The 17669-nt window shown below is 66.7% G+C and carries 11 protein-coding genes; 4 read left to right on the top strand and 7 right to left on the bottom strand.

All coding sequences use genetic code 11. The features are described 5' to 3' along the window. Nucleotides 1–223 precede the first annotated feature (223 nt). Genes ACT6QK_RS01475 through ACT6QK_RS01460 form a run of 4 tightly spaced genes read left to right on the top strand, consistent with a single transcriptional unit; the run spans nt 224 to nt 3780 of the window. Nucleotides 224–1042, top strand: a complete 819-nt coding sequence (locus ACT6QK_RS01475; protein ID WP_444596052.1) for an ABC transporter permease — start codon at nt 224–226, stop codon at nt 1040–1042. A 28-nt stretch (nt 1043–1070) separates the two neighbouring features. Further along, nucleotides 1071–2231, top strand: coding sequence for a chain-length determining protein (locus ACT6QK_RS01470; RefSeq protein ID WP_444596051.1), 1161 nt, complete (start codon nt 1071–1073; stop codon nt 2229–2231). Then, on the top strand, nt 2228–2902 hold the full coding sequence (locus tag ACT6QK_RS01465) for an ABC transporter ATP-binding protein (RefSeq protein WP_444596050.1): 675 nt from the start codon (nt 2228–2230) through the stop codon (nt 2900–2902). Before ACT6QK_RS01470 ends, ACT6QK_RS01465 begins: the two co-directional genes overlap by 4 nt. Next, a complete protein-coding gene (locus ACT6QK_RS01460; protein WP_444596049.1) occupies nt 2899–3780 on the top strand; it encodes a hypothetical protein in 882 nt (293 codons plus the stop codon). Before ACT6QK_RS01465 ends, ACT6QK_RS01460 begins: the two co-directional genes overlap by 4 nt. Here the strand turns inward: ACT6QK_RS01460 and ACT6QK_RS01455 are convergent. From ACT6QK_RS01455 to ACT6QK_RS01425, 7 genes are all read right to left on the bottom strand, one after another. Beyond that, on the bottom strand, nt 3777–4655 hold the full coding sequence (locus ACT6QK_RS01455) for a class I SAM-dependent methyltransferase (RefSeq protein WP_444596048.1): 879 nt from the start codon (nt 4653–4655) through the stop codon (nt 3777–3779). The genes ACT6QK_RS01460 and ACT6QK_RS01455 overlap by 4 nt on opposite strands. 13 nt (nt 4656–4668) lie before the next feature. After that, nucleotides 4669–7872 carry a glycosyltransferase gene (locus tag ACT6QK_RS01450; protein WP_444596047.1) on the bottom strand — a complete coding sequence of 1068 codons (3204 nt, stop codon included), beginning with the start codon at nt 7870–7872 and terminating at the stop codon, nt 4669–4671. A 123-nt stretch (nt 7873–7995) separates the two neighbouring features. Continuing rightward, complete coding sequence (locus tag ACT6QK_RS01445; RefSeq protein ID WP_444596046.1) at nt 7996–9162, bottom strand: AGE family epimerase/isomerase; 1167 nt, start codon at nt 9160–9162, stop codon at nt 7996–7998. Beyond that, nucleotides 9159–10394 (bottom strand): HAD-IIIA family hydrolase, encoded by a 1236-nt coding sequence (locus ACT6QK_RS01440; RefSeq protein ID WP_444596045.1) that lies wholly within the window; start codon nt 10392–10394, stop codon nt 9159–9161. The genes ACT6QK_RS01445 and ACT6QK_RS01440 overlap by 4 nt, the downstream gene beginning before the upstream one ends. Before the next feature lie 7 nt (nt 10395–10401). Continuing rightward, the gene (locus ACT6QK_RS01435; protein WP_444596044.1) at nt 10402–11433 is read right to left on the bottom strand and encodes a GHMP family kinase ATP-binding protein; all 1032 of its coding nucleotides are present in this window, start codon (nt 11431–11433) and stop codon (nt 10402–10404) included. Further along, nucleotides 11430–12398: a GDP-mannose 4,6-dehydratase gene (locus ACT6QK_RS01430; RefSeq protein ID WP_444596099.1), complete on the bottom strand. Its 969-nt coding sequence runs from the start codon at nt 12396–12398 to the stop codon at nt 11430–11432. Before ACT6QK_RS01430 ends, ACT6QK_RS01435 begins: the two co-directional genes overlap by 4 nt. 12 nt (nt 12399–12410) lie before the next feature. Further along, nucleotides 12411–17660 (bottom strand): glycosyltransferase, encoded by a 5250-nt coding sequence (locus ACT6QK_RS01425; protein WP_444596043.1) that lies wholly within the window; start codon nt 17658–17660, stop codon nt 12411–12413. Nucleotides 17661–17669: the final 9 nt, after the last annotated feature.

The raw sequence follows: 17669 nt of genomic DNA, 5'->3' as shown, positions 1-17669 counted from the left end.
AGTTGGACGCAATCCAACTCGGCTCATATTTCGCTCCAGCATTTTTCTGGAGCCTGGATCACGGAGTCGGCGGAATCGAGAAGGGATTTCTCCTCAACCGATCAGGCTCTAGAGTGTTCGAAACCGCCCGTGACCGCCGTGTTCCTGTAGCGACTTGCGCGCGCGTGATCTTCGGTTCACAGCATCCTGGTTGGATCGACCGTCCGGAGCGTTTCGCGTTTGGGTGACGAACCGTCGTTGGTGGCATCAGGGAGCCGGGCGTCAGGCCAATATGCGGGAAATCAGAAAGCACTTCCGGATATTGGGCGCATTGATGATGCGTGAGATCGTGACCCGTTATGGGCGCGAGGGCCTCGGGTTTCTCTGGCTGATCGGCGAACCGCTGGTCTTCTGCTTCGGCGTCATCGGCCTATGGTCCCTGATCAAGCCGGAGTACGAACACGGCATCCGGCTCGCCCCGTTCATCATGACGGGCTATATGACGACCCTGCTGTTCCGCCACATCGTCCAGGTCAGTTCAGGCGCGATGATCGCGAACATCGGGCTGATGCATCATCGCAGCGTGAGACCCCTTCACATCTATCTCGCCCGCGTTCTTCTCGAGATGGTCGGTGGGGCGATGGCCTTCGCTGTAGTCTACGTCATACTTCTGGTGCTGGGCATGGTGTCGCCGCCGCACGATTTTCTGCTGCTCTACGGCGGATATCTCCTGATGGGCTGGGTCTCGGTCGGCTTCGCTGTCAGTCTGGCGTCTCTGGCGATACGCTTCGAGGTGATCGAGCGGGTCCTGCCGGTCTCGATGTATCTTCTGATTCCGCTTTCGGGCGCCTTCGTCATGGTGGATTGGCTGCCGGACAGGTATCAGGCGATCTATCTGCTGAATCCTCTACCTCACACGGTGGAAATGGTTCGGGCGTCTGTCTTTGGCGAGTTCGTGCCCACCCATTACAATCCGCTGTATCCACTGGCCTGGGGCGCGGGACTGAACCTTCTGGCCCTGTTGCTCTTGTCACAAACGCAACGCTATCTGGATGTCGATTAGCGGCGCTCCGTCGAATCACGAGTTTTGAATGAACGACCCCAAGCTCAAATACGCCGGACCGCTGCCGCTGCTTTCGGGACCCAAGGCGGACGACCGGCTGAAGCGTCTGCCGTGGGCCTTCGGCCTTGTCGTCGTACTGCCGACGCTTGTTGCGGCCATCTACTTCCTTCTGATCGCTTCTCCGCGTTACGTCTCGGAGGCGCGCTTCATCGTGCGCGCATCGGAGCAACGGCAGCCATCATCTCTGGGGATGGCGCTGGAGGGGGTCGGAATCTCGACGGGATCGTCCGACGCCTATGCGGTTCACGAATACATCCGGTCCGCCGACGGCCTAAACGATCTGGAGAAGCGGGTCGATGTGAGATCGGCCTATGCGCGGCCTGGAGTCGATGTGTTTTCGCGCTTGCCGCGCATCTTCAGTGACCGGAGCGACGAGACGTTTCGCAAGCAGTTCAATGACTATCTGACCGTCGGTTATGATTCCCAGACCGGTATCAGTACGCTCAGGGTTGAGGCGTTCACTGCGGCCGACGCTGCGCGCGTCGCCAACGCCTTGCTGGAGGGCGGAGAGGGGCTCGTGAACCGCCTGAACGAGCGCTCGGCCTCCGATGCCGTGGCTGACGCGGAACGGAATGTCCGCGACGCCCAGGCTCGCCTCTCGCTCGTCCAGAGCCAGATGACCAGCTTCAGAAACCGCGAAGGCGTGATCGATCCGTCCGCCAGCGCCAAGGCCGGCGGCGAACTGATCGGCCAATTGACGGTCAACCTGGCCGTTCTGCGCGCGGAGCGGGCGCAGGTCGCGGCCCAGGCCGCTAGCAGCCCGCAACTACCTGCTCTGGATAGCCGGATCCGCGCATTCGAGGCCCAGATCGCCGCCGAGCGAGAGAAGATCGTCGGAGATGCGACGTCGCTGGCGCCGAAGATTTCGACCTATGAGTCTCTGATCACGGAACGCGAGTTCGCGGAAAAGATTCTCGCGACGTCCACGGCGTCGCTCAACTCCGCCCAGATCGAGGCCCGGCGCCAGCGCCTCTACATTGATCGCGTGGTGAACCCCAGTGTGCCTGACAAGCCCGTGGAGCCGCGGCGTTGGCTCGCCTTGTTGGGTGTCTTCGCCACCGCCCTGCTGATCTACGCGCTCGGCTGGCTGGTCTATGCGGGGGTTCGAGAAAGCCGGGTTCACGAATGACCTCGGGTTCAGGTTTGGGGCTGGAGGTCACGGGGCTCAGCAAGACCTATCCGGCCCCCGGTTCGCGGCCTGTGTTCACGAACCTGAACTTCAGCGTCGGCAAGCAGGGGCGCCTGGGCATCCTTGGCCGCAACGGTCAGGGAAAATCGACCCTGATCAAGATCCTCGGCGGGGTTCTGCCGCCGAGCGATGGCCACATCAGATGGGGCATGACCTGCTCCTGGCCCATCGGATTCGGCGGCGGCTTCCAGGGCAGCCTCACCGGCATCGACAACATCCGCTTCATCAGCCGCATCTACAACAAGCGCTACGACGTCATCTACGAACGCGTCGAAGGCTTCGCCGAGCTGGGCAAGGCCATGAATCGGCAGGTCAAACACTACTCCTCCGGGATGCGCGCGCGTCTGGCGTTCGGCCTGTCGCTGGCGATCGAGTTCGACTGCTATCTGATCGACGAACTGGTCGCGGTCGGCGACGCCCGCTTCCAGCGGCGCTGCAACGAAGAGCTCTTCGAGCGCCGGGCGGATCGGTCCTTCCTTATGGCGTCCCATGACACGCGAATGATCGCCGAGCATTGCGACCGCGCCCTGGTGATTGAGAGCGGTCGAGCCCGCGTCTTCGATGACATCGAGGAGGCCATCGACGTCTACACCTGGCTGAGGTCTGCATGAGCGGACCATTCCGGGTCTGGCTGCTTCAGATCCCCGCAGACGGCGCCGAGGCCTGGCGCGACGCCCTGTCCCAGGCCTGTGCGGATGCGGGTTGGGATTTCGCGGTTCACAACCGGCACGCCCCGGCACCCATGCCGCACCCGGAACGCTCGATGCTGGTGGTCTCGTGGTTGCATCATATCGACGCCCACCCCGTTACTCACTACCTCGTTCAGGCCGGGGCGCCGGGCGAGGCCGCAGGGATCCTGGCGCAGGAAGACGAGACCGCACAGGGCGAGCTGCTCAGGGACGTGTCGCTTCGCTATGCGGTGGCCGACTTCCTGACGCGCCTGCACACGCCATTCATCCCCGCCGACGCCGCCGTGATGAACGTGCCGGGTCTGGGCGATGTTCACTGTTCGCCCAATCGGCCCCTGCGATCGACAAGCCATCCGGAGCCGGCTCTGGACATCTTTGAACGCCTGCCGATTCCGATTGGCGTCCAGGCGACCTGGGGGCCCGAACTGTTCGATTACGCCGATCCTGGCGCGGACAGCCGCACCGGGCGTCTGTCCCTCGTCGGCCGGCGCCGGCTCTTGTTCAACGGCCCCCATATCCACCTGCCCAAGGGGATCTGGCGCTTCGAGGGATCCTTCTCGATCGACCCTGGCGGCGATGCGGATTTGCTAATCGAATGGGGCTATGGCCATGATGTCCAATCCCTCCCCGTCGTGATCGGCCAGGCCGGTCGCTATGAGGTGGTTCTGGAACAGGCCTGGTCGGACGTCATGAACGCCGATTTCCGGATCAGTCTGATGACGCCACTGCTCGAGGGGACGATGACGTTCCACGGCGGAACGGTCACGCGGCTGCCGGACGCACCCGCCGAGGCCGGTTAGTCCAGACTGTAGATGCCGAACATGAAATCGTGGTTCAGCGCCCCGGCGGCGGTGAGCTCGTTCTCAAGGGCGATCAGCATGGAGACATAGGCCTCGCTTTCCGCCGAACCGTCGTTGACCTTGCCTCCATTCAGGCAGTCGAAAATCGGATGCAACAGGGCGCCGCCGACACGGCGCTCATGCTTCGGCTTGAAATACATCGGCAGCAAGGCCGGGATCAGGGGGGCGCGAACGCCCTCGGTGGGGTCGTGGGCCATGATGGCCTCGATGGTCGGAAGGCGCAGCCGGGCGTCGGGCGCGGCGAGAAAGACCGGAGGGGTCGCGTCGAGCACGCGATTGATGATGTCGATCTGGCTCTGAGGATACAGCTGATAGATCGGGCCGACATACTCGTTCACGACCACATGCCCGCCCGGCTTCAGAACCTTTCGGACCGTGGACAGCATGCCCTCCAGATCCGTCACATGGTGGAGCGAACCGGAAAACAGGACGAGGTCGAAGGTGTCGGACGGCGGCTCGGCGACGAATTCCTCGAACAGCCGCACCTGGAAGTCGATCGACAGGTTCTGGTCTCGCGCGGCCCGCTGAGCCATTTCGATGGCGACGGGCGAGGCGTCGAAGGCGGTGATGTGACGAACCGAACCATTCCCCGCCAGGGACAGCTCATGAGAGCCGTCGCCACAGCCGATGGCCAGCATCCGATCGGCCTTCGGCAGGGTGGGGTTGAACAGCCACCACAGCCAATGGACGGGCTCCCCCGTCATGCGCCGATAGACCTCGCGTTCGACGAGCGGATTCTGCACCCAGGCGGACCTGACGGCCGAGGCGTACTTCTCGTCCCAATGCGAGGCGGCCTGGTCGGCGGAAGAAATCATCGAACGGTCCGGATCAAGTCTTGGGAGGCGAGGTGGGCGCGCCGAAAGCGCCGAGCACGGCGGCCTCGCGGATCAGGCGGGCGTATTGGTCCAGCATTTCGGCATATCCGGGGCGGCTGGTCAGCACCACTGGACCGACGTCGCCCATGGCCTGACGTCGGGCCGGGTCGCCGATCAGCTCGGCGAGACGGGCGGCCAGGGCGGCGGTGTCGCCGGGCGTATAGAAGAGGGCGTTGACGCCTTCGTCCACCAGTTCGGGCACGCCGAAGACCGGAGTGGTGACGATGGGGCGCCGGAAGGCCATGGCTTCGACGAGGACGCGGGGCGCGCTTTCCAGGCGCGAGGTGCAGACCACGATATCGGCCGCCGCATAGTAGACCGACATGTCGGGCACGGGGCCGGTCAGCCGGGTTCGCGCCGCGCGATCAGGCCCGAGGGCCTGGATCGCCGAGACGACCGTCGCGGCGTAGTCGGGCTCGGCGTAGCTGCCGGCGATGAAGGTGCGGATCGGCCCGGCCGCGGACAGGGCCGGATCGCCAAGGGCCTGGGCCAGGTCCAGCTGGCCCTTTCGGCGACAGACCGTGCCGGCCAGGCACAGGACCGTCACGGCCGGTGAGACGCCAAGGGCGGCCCGGGCCGTTCCACGGGTCCAGCGGCCGGTCTCTTCGGCCAGACGCCAGGAGGGCACGCCGTGCCGGATCGTCTGGGCCGCATGCCGGGTCTGAACCGGCGCCCAGGCCCGGCGGGTGGCGTCGGCGACGAAGGTCATCCGGTAGGTCTGGCCGAAGGCGGCATAGGCGTAGGCGCGGACTTCCGGCGCCAGATAGTCGAAATAGGTCTGCCAGGGCTCGCTCTCGTGCTGGCACCAGATCGAGGCCACGCCCGCCTGGTCGGCGGCGGTCACGGCGAAGAACATCTGCAGGGTGTTCACGATCACGACCTCGGCGTCGAGGCCGTCGATCAGTCCGGCCAGCCGGTCGACGGCGTTCTCGAAACCGCCGGGATCGGTCGGGGGCGCCGCGAACAGCCGCACCTCAAGGCCCAAGGCCTCATACTGGGCGCGCAGGGGCCCGTCACGGGGCGACAGGATCACCGGATCGACCACGCCCGCCGCCGCCAGTCCGCTGATCAGGTCGAACAGGGTGTTGGGCGCGCCCTCGGGGCTCAGGTTGTGGGTCACGGCCACGACCCGCACAGGCCGACTGTCCATCCGAGGCAGGCGACGGGCCGCGGGCTCGAAGTTTTCGATATCCAGCGACAGGTTGGGGTTGAACCAGGGGTCGTGCCAGTCGCCGTACAGACGGCGCAGGTTCGACGCCTCCTGGGGGTTGTCGGTATAGCCGCGGGACTTGCCTTCGTAGTGGAAGAGTTCTGCCTCGGCGCAGTAGACGGATCGCAGACCCCGTTCGGCGACGCGGAAACCGTAGTCCACGTCATTGTAGGCGACGGCGAAGTTGACTTCGTCGAACCCGTCCATCTCCTGGAACAGGGCGCGGGGGGTCAGCATGCAGGCGGCCGTGACGGCGGAATATTCTCGCGAGGCGCGGATGAACCCCATGTAGCCCCAGTCATGGGGCGGGGCGTGACGGAAGGCGTGCCCGACCAGGCCGTCGTTGAAGCCGTGAACGATGCCCGCGTGCTGGACACTGCCGTCCTCGAACCGCAACAGGGCCCCGACGCAGCCGACGCCTTCGGTCCGGGCGTGGCCGACCATCTGCGACAGCCATTCGGGAGAAATAACCTCGGTGTCGTTGTTCAGGAACAGCAGGTGTTCGCCGGTCGCCATGGCGGCCGCCTGGTTCATCAGGGCCGCGAAGCTGAAGCCCTCCGGACGGCGTTCGATCCGCACCACGCGGCAGTCCTCGCGCGCGTCGATCTCGGCCAGAAGCGCCAGGGCGTCGGGCTCGTCGCTGCCGTTGTCGATGACCAGCAGGTCGTAGTTCTGGTAGGTGGTGGCGGACAGGGAGGCGATGCAGCGCCGCAGCAGGTCGGCCTTGTTCCAGGTCGGAACGATGATCGTGACCTGGGGGCCGGTGTCGGGGAACCGCACGTTGAACATGCCCACCCGCGCGGCCATGGCCCAATCGGGGTGAACCGCGTGGCCCACGACGCCGCGCCGGTCCAGGGCCTCCTGCACAGCCTTGCGGCCGGCTTCGAAACTGTGCGGCTTGGCGTCGCCCGATCGCGCCGTCGATCCGCTGGAGGCGCGCCAGTGGTAGAGAATGCGCGGAATGTGGCCGACGCTGCGGGCTCGCTCGGTGGCGCGCAGGGCGAAATCATAGTCCTGGGAGCCGTCGAACGGCGAGCGGAAGCCGCCCAGGGCTTCGAACAGCGCGCGCCGCACGGTCAGGGCGTGGCTCATGTACATGAAGCTGAGCAGCAGGGTCGGCGACCAGTCCGGCTTGAACTGGGGGGCATAGCGGTGGCCGTCCTCGCAGATCTTGTCGTCGTCGCTGTAGGCGAGGTCGGTCTCGGGTTCGGCGGCGTATAGCAGGGCGAAATGGGCCAGGCAGTCCGGCGTCAGCAGGTCGTCGTGGTCGAGGAACAACAGGATCTCGCCCGTGGCCAGGGCGGCGGCGGCGTTGGTCGCGGCGCTGATACCGCCGTTTTGCGAGCGTCGCGTGATGCGGACACGATCGTCCGAACCGTCCAGTTCGTCCAGCAGGGCCAGGGTCGCGGCGCCGGTGGACGCATCATCGGCGATGCACAACTCCCAGTCCGCATAGATCTGGTCGCGGACCGAGACGACCATGGCGCGCAGATAGGCTGGCGGCGTGTCGTGAACCGGGGTGATGACGGAAATACGCGGAAGGGGCCCCGGAGCCGCCTCCAGAGCAGCCTCGAGGTCGGCGCGCGCCGCAGGGGTCAGGACGTTCGCCTCGATCCAGGCCTCATAGGGCGTGCGCGGGTCGAACCGGGTCTGCAGCGGCGGGGGAACGCGACGGCGCGCCTCGGCGAGAACGGCCGCGCCGTCCGTGTCGCCGGAGGCCCGATCCGTAGGCCAAAGACCGAGGGCGCGCAGCCGCTTGCGCAGCACCCGCACAGGCCGGGGCGGCTGTTTGCCAACGCGCGTCTCGCGGGCGAGGCGTTCGTCCTCCCGGCGGTGAAGCTGGGTCAGGGCGGTCTCGGTGGCCTCCAGACGCGCCGCCAGATTTTCGACCTGACGCGCCAGCCCGTCCAGCGGCGAGGGCGCCGGCCGGCTCGCCTGGGCGGACACGGGCGCGCCGGAGCCGGGCTCAACGAGAGGTGTCAAAGGCCGGCGTGTCTTCATCATATTCCTCGACGACGGCCATTGGACCCGAAAAGCGCAAGGCGCGTCGGGTCCGGCCGAAGCGTCTGACTAGACCGGGCTTCTAGCCGCTCGAGACGCGCCGTCCAACCCGCTCATTTCAACCGCCGCACAGGTGATGTGGTAAAGCGAGCTGGCGCGCGTGGGTTCAGGCGCTGGGGCTCCGTCGGGTCCCAGATGCTCCCACCACGCCCCGCGCACCGGGTGATCGAAGAAGCGCATCAGGCCGGATGCGGCCGTCTCGACCGCCTGTTCGGCCCGGGCCGCCTCTTCAGGCGTCTGCGCCAGCCAGCCCAGGGCCACGGCCGCCTTGGTCCGCTCGGTCTGGGGCCAGAGGCGGTGGCGAGCGTCGCGAACTTCCAGCGCGGGGGACAGTGCGTTGACGGCGAGGTTCTGGTCCGAGACGCCTGGACCTTCCGCCACCTCGATCAGGCGGCGGGCGGCGGCGATCGCGTCGGGACGACCGCGCGACAGGCCCCAGCGGATCAGCAGCCAGGCCCATTCGGACTGGTGACCCGGCTCCACCACACCCAGGCCCTCGCCGTCGATCCGATTCCAGTCGCCGTCGAAGAATTCGCTGAGGGCTCCGGTTTCGGGCGACAGGAATCGTGACAGGCACAGCTCCACGATCTCGTCGGCCAGGGCCGCCCACCCGCCGTCCGGATCGGAGACCGCGCTCCAGGCCAGGGCGGCCTCCAGCATGTGCATATGCGGGTTGGCCTTGAGCGGCAGTGTGCGCGGCGAGGCCTCCTCGAAGCCTGCGACCGGATGCTTCCAGCCCTCGATCATGCGGCGGCGAACGCCCCGCGCGCGCTCGGCCAGTTCCTCGGTGCGTTCGCCGACGCCGGCGGCGGCGGCCAGGCCGAACAAGACGAAGGCCTGGTCGTAGAGATCGAAACCGGTGCGCGGCGTGTGGTCGGACGGCGTCCACAGCGGAACCACCGCGTCGCCGATCAGGATCCTGTCGAGCAGGAAATCCAGACCGTGTCGCACGATCGGGCGCGCCGGGCCGTTCCAGCCGAGCGTCTCGGCCATGGCGAAGACGTAGATCTGACGGGCGACCAGACGGGCGCGGCGCGGGTCGTCGATGACGGTTCCGTCCGGGTTCAGCCGTTCGATAAAGCCGCCGTTCGCCCGATCCAGACCGACCTCGGCCCAGAGGGGGAAGGCGTCCTGAAACAGCCAGTCGCGAAGGCGGGTGTAGACGGGCGTGGTCATGGCTCGGAGCCCTCATTCTGTTCATGCCCGGCGCCGAGCTGCTCGCGCACCAGATCGTCCAGGCGACCGCCTGTGAAAAGCACGCCTCGCACACCGGCGGCCCGGGCCGCCTCGATGTCTGAGGCGTTGTCTCCGATGATCAGACTGTCAGCAACGTCGACCGGCCACTTGTCGATCAGGTCCAGCAGCATTCCCGGCGCGGGCTTGCGCCAGTCGCTGACCTTGCGATGGGCCTCGATCACGGCCTCCGGGTGGTCCGGGCAGAAGCGGATGTCGTCGATCCAGCCCCCGGCCTGCATGACCCCCGCCTGTAGATGGTCCATGACCGACTGATAGTCCTCGACCGTATAGAGGCCCTTGCCGATGCCGGCCTGGTTGGTGACGATGAAGACGTAAAAGCCGCGCGCGTTGGCCAGGGCCACGGCCTCGCGCGCGCCCTCCACCCAGTCGAAGCGGTCGATCGACCCGACATGGCCGTGGTCGAGATTCATCACCCCGTCGCGGTCGAGAAACAGGGCGGGACGGCGCTGGAACGCCGGTATCTCGGTCTGGGCGCGCGCGAAATCCTCGGGCACGCCGATGTCGAGGAAATAGCCGTCCACGGCCAGGCCGCGCAGCCGGCCGGCCTCGGCCAGCCCGGGCAGGGCGTCCGCCTCGAACGAGCCGTTGGCCGTCAGATGATCGACGAAGGTCTTGCGGAAGGCCGCGACCCCCCCGTTGATCAAGACCGGGCCGGGGCCGCTGCCCTTGGCGCCGAACCGAGTCACCCGGTCGCCGTCCAGCGTGGTGACCCCGTAACGTCCGGCTTCGGGCAGGCGACGCAGGGCCAGGGCGCCGATCGCCTCGGGATCGTCGAGGAGTCGGGCCAACTCGTGCAGGGGCGTATCCAGCAGGGTGTCGCCGTTGAACAGATAGAAGACCTCGTCCAGCGCCTCGCGCGCATGGAACAGGGCGCCGCCTGTGCCCGCCCGGTCCGGCTCGATGGCGACCTCGACCGTTATGTCCTGGCCGAGGGCGGCGGGAACCTCGCGGGCGAAGCGCTCGATCTGCTCCGAGCGATAGGCGGCCAGCAGCAGGAAACGCCTCACGCCATAGCGGGTGATTTCGCGCACCAGGGCCTGCAGGAAGGGCTCGCCGGCGACGGGCAGCAGCGGCTTGGGGGTGTCGGCGGTCAGGTCGCCGAGGCGGCTGCCCAGTCCGCCGCACAGGATGACGGCTTGTTCGATCTGCATGGGCGGCTCAATAGCGCCAGGTTTCGCAGCCCCGATGGGTCAGCTTGGCCGGGGACGCCTGGCCTCCGGCCTGGTCCAGGGACTGGATCAGCCGATGCCGGTTTTCGGGGTGGACGAGGAAGAACATGAAGCCGCCGCCGCCGGCTCCGGACACCTTTCCGGCAAGGGCGCCGTTGGCCATGGCGATATCGAACAACTGGTCCAGGGCGCCGGTCGACACGCCCTGGGCCGTGGCCTTCTTGGCCTTCCAGGAGGCGTTCAGGATTTCGGCCATGGCGTCGATGTCGCCGACCAGAAGCGCGCGCTTCATCTCCGCGGCGTCGGCCTTCAGCTTGTGCATGGCCGCCATGGTGTCGTGGTTGGCGGTCTTCATCCCGGCGGTCTGCTGGTCGATAATGGCCGCCGAACTGCGCGAACGACCGGAGAAGCAGACGACCAGAGAGCTCTCCAGTTCATTGCAGATGGCGTCCGACACCCGCAGCGGATTGACGATGACCCGGTCGTTCTGGAGGAACTCGATGTAGTTGATCCCGCCGAAGGCGGCGGCGTACTGGTCCTGGCGGCCTCCGGACAGGCCGAGGTCGATGCGTTCGATCTCATAGGCGAGATGGGCGATGTCATAGTCGCCGAGGGGCGCGCCCAGGACTGACCGCATTCCGTTGACCAGGGCGACGACCAGGGCTGAGGATGAGCCGAGCCCCGAGCCGGCTGGAGCATCGACCGTCGTCTTGATCGTCATGCCGATGCGACGGCCGCCATTGTAGTCGCGGATCATCCGCTCGTAGACGCCGCGATGCAGGACCAGTTCGGCGTGCAGGGGCGCGTTAGGCTCGAAAGCCTCCGACACGCCGATGTCGTCGGCCTCGAACACCACCCGGTCGTCATCGCGCGGCAGGAAGGAGGCGAAGGCGTAGCGGTCGATGGTGGCGTTGAGCACAGCCCCGCCGAAGTCGTCGCAATAGGGCGACAGATCGGTGCCGCCCCCGGCCAGGCCGAGACGCAAGGGCGCGCGGGCGCGGATCTTTCGGGTGAACGTCATTGGCGCGCCGCCTCATCCGCTTCGGCCAGAGCCATTTCATAGGCCAGGACATCCGCCAAGGTCTGAGCGAGCGGAATTTTCGGCTTCCAGCCGGTGTCGGCGCGCAATTTGGCGGTGCTGCCGAAGATGATCGCCTCGTCGGAAGGACGGATCAGTTCGGGAGCCACCACCCAAGGAACATCTCGGCCGAGCGCGGCGAAGTAGAGGGGAAGAAGCTCTTTGATCTGCACGGCCGTCTCCGCGCAGATGTTGTAGGCCTCGCCCGGACGGCCCTTTTCTCCGAGGACGATCAGGGCGTCGATCATATCGCGGACGTCGATGATGGCCCGCCGCGTTTCCAGATTGCCGACCTTAAGCGGTTCCCCGGTGCGGGCCGCCCGCACGACGCCCCGGCCGAAGTCCGACACCACGTCGTTGCGCTTGCGCGGACCGGTGCAGTTGAAGATGCGGGCGCGGATGCAGCGCACCCCGGCGTTCAGGTGATATTGGAACGCCAGAAGGTCCTGCGCGACTTTCGATACGCCATAGGGGTGCATCGGCAGGAGAGGGGCCTCCTCGTCAATCGGCACCCGGTCCGGTGTCATGCTGGCGCCGTAGGCGGCGGATGAGCAGGCGACCACGACCATCGGATCATAGGAAGGATCAACCGCCCGGACCTTCTTGATGGCTTCGAAGATATTGATGGTGCCCATGGAGTTGGTGTCGAGCGTGGTCCACGGATCGACCCAGGACACGGTGGGCAGGCTTTGGGCCGCCAGATGATGGATCACGTCCGGACGATGCTCGTCGATGAGAGCGTGAACTGCGCCGTAGTCGCGTACGTCCAGTTCGATCATGGGGATCACCCCTTCGACGCCGCGCATGTCGATCGTCGGCTCGAAATAGGTCGTAACCAGATCCTCGCCTCGCGCCATCAGACGCTCGGCCAGATGTGACCCCATCATTCCGGCGGCGCCGGTAATCATCGTGAGCATGGATCAGGGCCTGTCTTCCTCGGCGAACGGGTCGCCCAGCTCGGGAATTTCTGGGGCGAGCAGGGTTTTGACTGCTCGTGTCGAATAGTGGGCGTCGATGAAATCGAGCGCTCGACGCGCTCGTTGGAGAGCGTCCTGGCGATCGGCGACGGAGGCGATGATGGCGGCGGCCATGCGCTCCGGGTCGTCCTCGACATAGCTCAAGGTCTCGGCATCGGGGATGCCCTGGGCGCCGACCGAGGTCATAACCACCGGGACGCCGCGCGCCATCGCCTCGATCACCTTGCCCTTGACACCGCCGCCATAGAGCAGAGGCACGACGGCGAGGCCTGAACGGTCGTAGAGAGCCGCCAGTTGGTCGTCGGTGATCCGTCCCATCACGGTGACATGCTCGCCCTCGAGCGCCGTGACTTCACCCGGTGCGTTGGAGCCGGCGATCCGGATATGGAAACGGGGGTCGGCGCGGCGAAGATGCGGCATGACCTCGCGCACGAACCAGATGATGCCGCCGACATTCGGGTCATGAGAGAAGCCGCCCACGAACATCATCGCATAGGGGTCGCGGCTCAGCCCAGTCTCGACCGCCTCCAGACCGGCCGCCTGTTCTTCCTCGTTGAAGATGGTGATCGGGAAGGCGAGCACGGACACGCTGTCCGGCACACGGGCACGAACTTCCTCGACCTCTTCGTGGCCGGGGTACAGCACAACGTTGCTGAGACGGCAGACGTCGATTTCCACCGCTTCCCACTTGGCCGCCTCGGCCAGAAGCGCGCGATCCTTGGTGACCTCAAAGGCGGCGCGAAGACGTTTGAAATGGAGATCGTGGCCGTAATAGATGATCTTTGCGTGGCCGAGGGTGGCGATCGTCCGGATGTAGTTCTCGGATATATGGGGGCGGCTGAGGAAGGCGTAGTCGAAATACTGCGCGTTCTCCGCGTACCAACGGTCGAAGGCGTTCCGGTAGGCTGCGGAATAGATGACCTCGACGCCCATGGCCTGAAGCGGCGGCGTGTAAATCCGGTCTTCATTCAAATTGTCGGCCCAGAAGGTCACGGCGAAGCCGTGGTCGAGGAACATCTTGATGTAGAGATACAGCGTCCGAGACCCCGCATCCCGATCCCACTGGGGCACGTAGTGATCGACGATCAGGATGTGCGGCTTCCTGGCGGAGCGGTCCCGAGCCACGAAGACGTTCTGGGCGTTCTCGAAATTCTCGCGCTTCAGGGTCTCGCGCCAGCGATCCAGGAACTTCTCCTGGTTGATGACCTGATAGGCCTTGATGCCCGAGGTGACGTCGCGACCATGGCTGCGACCCTCATGGTGCACCAGAACCGAATGCGGATGATAGACACTGCGATAGCCGGCCTGGCGCACCCTGAACGCCAGGTCGGAATCTTCACAATAGGCCGGGGAATAGAGGGCGTCGAAGCCTTCCAGGTTTTCCCAGAGTTCAGCTGGCAGGGCGATGGACGCGCCCGACACATAGTCGACGTCCTTGAGATAGTTGTACTCCGGCGCCATGGGGTCGGCGTTGCGGCCGAAGTTCCAGGCAGACCCGTCGCTCCAGAAGATACCGCCCGCTTCCTGGAGTGTTCCGTCGCCGTTCAGCAGCTTGGATCCGATGAAGCCGATGGTCCTGTCCGCCGCGAGGGTTTCCACCAGACTGTCAAGCCAGCCGGGGAAGACGATGGTGTCGTTGTTCAGGAACACCAGGTATTCGCCAGCCGCGCGCCTCGCTACGGCGTTGCAGTTTCCGAGGAAGCCCAGGTTCTTCGGGTGGCGCACGTTGCGGACGAGGCCCCCGATCGCCGCGATCGCTTCGGGCGTCCGATCCGAGGACCGGTCGTCGCCCACCAGGATCTCGAAAGAGTGGCTCGGCGCGCTCTCCAGCACCGAGACGATGCAGGTCAGGGTGTAGAGCAGGTTGTTGTAGACGGGGATGATAATGGACGCGACCGGGCGCCCGGTGATCGGCGTCGAGGCCAAGAGCCGGGCGCGAGCGATCAGTCTCTCGCATTCCGGGCTGGCGTCGAACGCCTCGGGCGTATCGCCAAAGCGATCAATCAGGGAGAAGAGCCATGCGTTGATCTGGAGCTGGTCCTCGCCGAAGCGGTCGATGATGAAGTCGCGCAACCGCTGCGGCAGCCAGTATTCGCCGGCCGGACGCGGGGGCCAGAATTCGTCGTCCAGACGGCGCAGCCGGGTCTCCGGCTCCTCCATCGTCATCAGGTCGTTGATGGTCGCGCCGCTGAAGAAGCGTTCGAGCCGCTGCATGTCCAGCATCCTGGCGCAGGACAGGCGGCCCTCGCCGCGACCATAGGCGATGAAGTGGGCGTAGGCGTCCATGCCGCTGGAGGCCACGTCGGGATAGCGATCCAGATAGAAGCCGTGATCGAACAGGGGGTGGGGCTTTCGCAACTCCATCGCCCCGTGGACCAGATAATGCTGCAGAGGGTTGGCGCCCGCCGCCAGCACGTCGGTGTGGGTGGCCAGGTACCAGTCGTTGTCGAACATCTGGTTCGGCTGCCGGCCCTCGCGCCAGCCGTGCAGCAGGTAGTGGGCCAGGGGATTGACGCCCAGGTCGGCGACGTCCCGGTTCATCCGGCGATAGTGGTCGGCCTCGAACAGCGGGTTCGGCCACAGGTCATGAAGCCGCGCGTCGTTGATGTAGGCGAACAGATCGAAGGGCCGTTCGGCCGCGTCCGGCCAGACGCCCCGGATCCAGTCGGCATCGATCATGGGGTGGGTCGATAGCCCCTGCTGACGGCCGCGACGGACATAGTGGTCGAACGGCGTCTCGCCGGGCCTCAGCTTGACAGCGTTGACCAAGACATAGTGGTCCGGATCGAACAGGACGGCCACGGCCTCCAGAGGGGCGGCGGGCGCGGACGGTTTCCGGTCGCCTCGGAAGGTCGCCTTGAGCCGGGCCTTGCGAGAGGCCGGTCGCGCGGCGCCGGCGCGAACCTGCGTCGGCAAGGGGGCGGGAGGGAGGATCCCGGCGGTTCCGGCCGTCTGGGCCAGCTGGTCCGCCAACTCCTTGCGCGCGCTGCGGATGGTCGCTGCGGCGGCGAACCCGGCGCGATAGGCGGACACCTCGTCCACGGCGGCCTGCTGGATGCGGCTCCTCAGTCCAACGGCGAAGCCGGGGTCGCCCTGCCGGGCCTGGGTCAGCGCCTTTCGAGCGGCCGCCGCTGCATTCGTGCGCGCCGCGTCCGCCTCGGCCCGCACACGGTCGAGTTCGGCGGCCAGGGCGTCGCGTTCCGCCTGGACCGTCTCGGCCTCCAGCATGATGCGAGCGACGTTCGTTTGTTCGGATTGATGCAGGTCTCGAACACGCTCGAGTTCGGACGAGACGGCCTCACGTTCAGCCAGGGCTGACTGTGTCTCGCGTCGGACCCGTTCGAGCTCGGACAGAACGGCCTGCCGCTCCGCCAGCCCGGTCTCCACGGCGCGGTGCACCTTTTCCAACTCCGCAAGGACAGCGTCGCGCTCCACTCTCGACGTCTCGGCTTGCGCCGTGATTCGCTCGATCTCGGCGGTGGCCGCCTCCAGCCTGAGGTTCTGTTCGGTCCAGGCGTCCTGGGCCTCGGCCGCCGCGCTCAGGGCGGCGTCGAGACCGGCCTGTAGGTCCGCATTCCGAGACTGGGTTTCCGTGTAACGGGCCAGGGTCTGGGCAGCGTCCTCGGCCTTCTTTAGCGCCAGGGCCTCGGCGGCGGCGGCGAGGTCGTTCGCCGCGTCCAGCTCGCCTTGCAGCGCCTCCAGCCGATCCTTTGTCGCCTGCGCCAGGGCTGAAGCCGCTGCGGCCTCGCTCGAGGCGGCGTCGCGCTCGGCGTGAACGGCCTCGGCCAGACGGCGGGCGGCGTCGGCCTCTCCCTGAGCCTCGTTCAGGGCCTCGTTCAGGCGATCGGCCAGGGTGCGGGCGTCTAGGGCCTCCCGTCGAGCGGCCTCCAGTTCGGGCTCAAGCCGCGCCAGGGCGTCCCGCGAGGCGTCGCCGTCCGCCCGCGATCGCTCGAGATCACGGCCCAGCTCTTCCGCAACACCCTGGGCGGCCTCCAGGTCGCGCCCGGCCCGCTCCAGGTCTTCGGCCAGACGCCCGGCCAATGCCGAGGCGGCTTCGGTTTCCCGGCGAGATTGCTCCAGACCCAAGGCCAGGGTCTGGATCTGTTCGTGGCTTTCGTCGATGACCTGGCGCCGCGCGTCCGCTTCCCGCGTCGCCTGGGCCAGACGTTCGGCCAGTTGCTCGGCCCGGGTGCGGTTTTCCAGAGCCAGGGTTCGTGCGGAGGCCGCGTCGCTGCGGCTTTCCTCCAGCCGCTCGGCCAGGCGTCTATACTCGTGTTCGGCCGCATCGAGCGCCGCATGGATGCGGGCGGTGTCCGCCAGTTTCACGTCCTGAACAGCCAGCCGGACATTGGCTTGGCCGAGCGCGCGCGCGAGAGAGGCTAGGTCAGATCCGACGGGAGCGCCCAGCAGAGGCTCGACAAGGGCCGCGACGATGGACATGTCGGCGTCCCCTCCGGCGCGGTTGCGAGCCGACGGGGCCTCCATCGGCCGCGCGGCGGTCCACAGATCCTCGGCGGGGTCCAGGAACACCGAATCCGTTCCGTCCGCACGGGGAAGGGCGCGTTCGCCGACCACCCAGACAAAGTGGGCGGGGTTGTCCATGCGCACGACGCCGGCTGTCAGGCCCGCGCCGGGCGCGGTGGTGTAGCCGCGATAGTCCGCGGCATTGGGCTGAACGGCGCGTCCGGCCGGACCGATGGCGGAGGCCGCCACGATTCTCTGGGCCATGGCGAAGCGGTGCTTGAAAGTCCGCTTCACGATCATGCCGAAGGGATCGCTTCCATCGGAGGCGGGGGCCGGCCCCAGCAGAAGCGCAAAGCCGTCGGCCTTGAGCACGCGCCGGATCTCCAGGAGGGCGGCCTCGGGATCCACGGGCCAGTCGATATCGAAGGCGATCACCGCCCCGAATCTGTCCGCCTCGAAGGGCAGGTCTTCGAGCGAAGCCGAGCCGAAGGTCAGGCGCGGGGACCCGCCCAGTCGAGCCTCGGCGGCGGTCGATCGGCCGGCGTCGGGATCGATCGACGCCACCGTCGCGGCGCGGGTGGCGAGCAGGGCCGGGCCCGATCCATCGCCCACGCCGAGGGTCAGGACATCCAGACCCACGACCTGTTCGCAGGCCAGTGCATGGCGATGCAGATGAAGCTGCCGAAGGGCGCGCGACGACGCGAGGTCGCCGTGTTCAAGCTCAGACATTCGGCCCCT

Source organism: Brevundimonas sp. (assembly GCF_052436175.1).
In the GTDB taxonomy this organism is placed as follows: Bacteria; Pseudomonadota; Alphaproteobacteria; order Caulobacterales; family Caulobacteraceae; genus Brevundimonas.
This window is presented reverse-complemented; position numbering and strand designations above follow the sequence as displayed.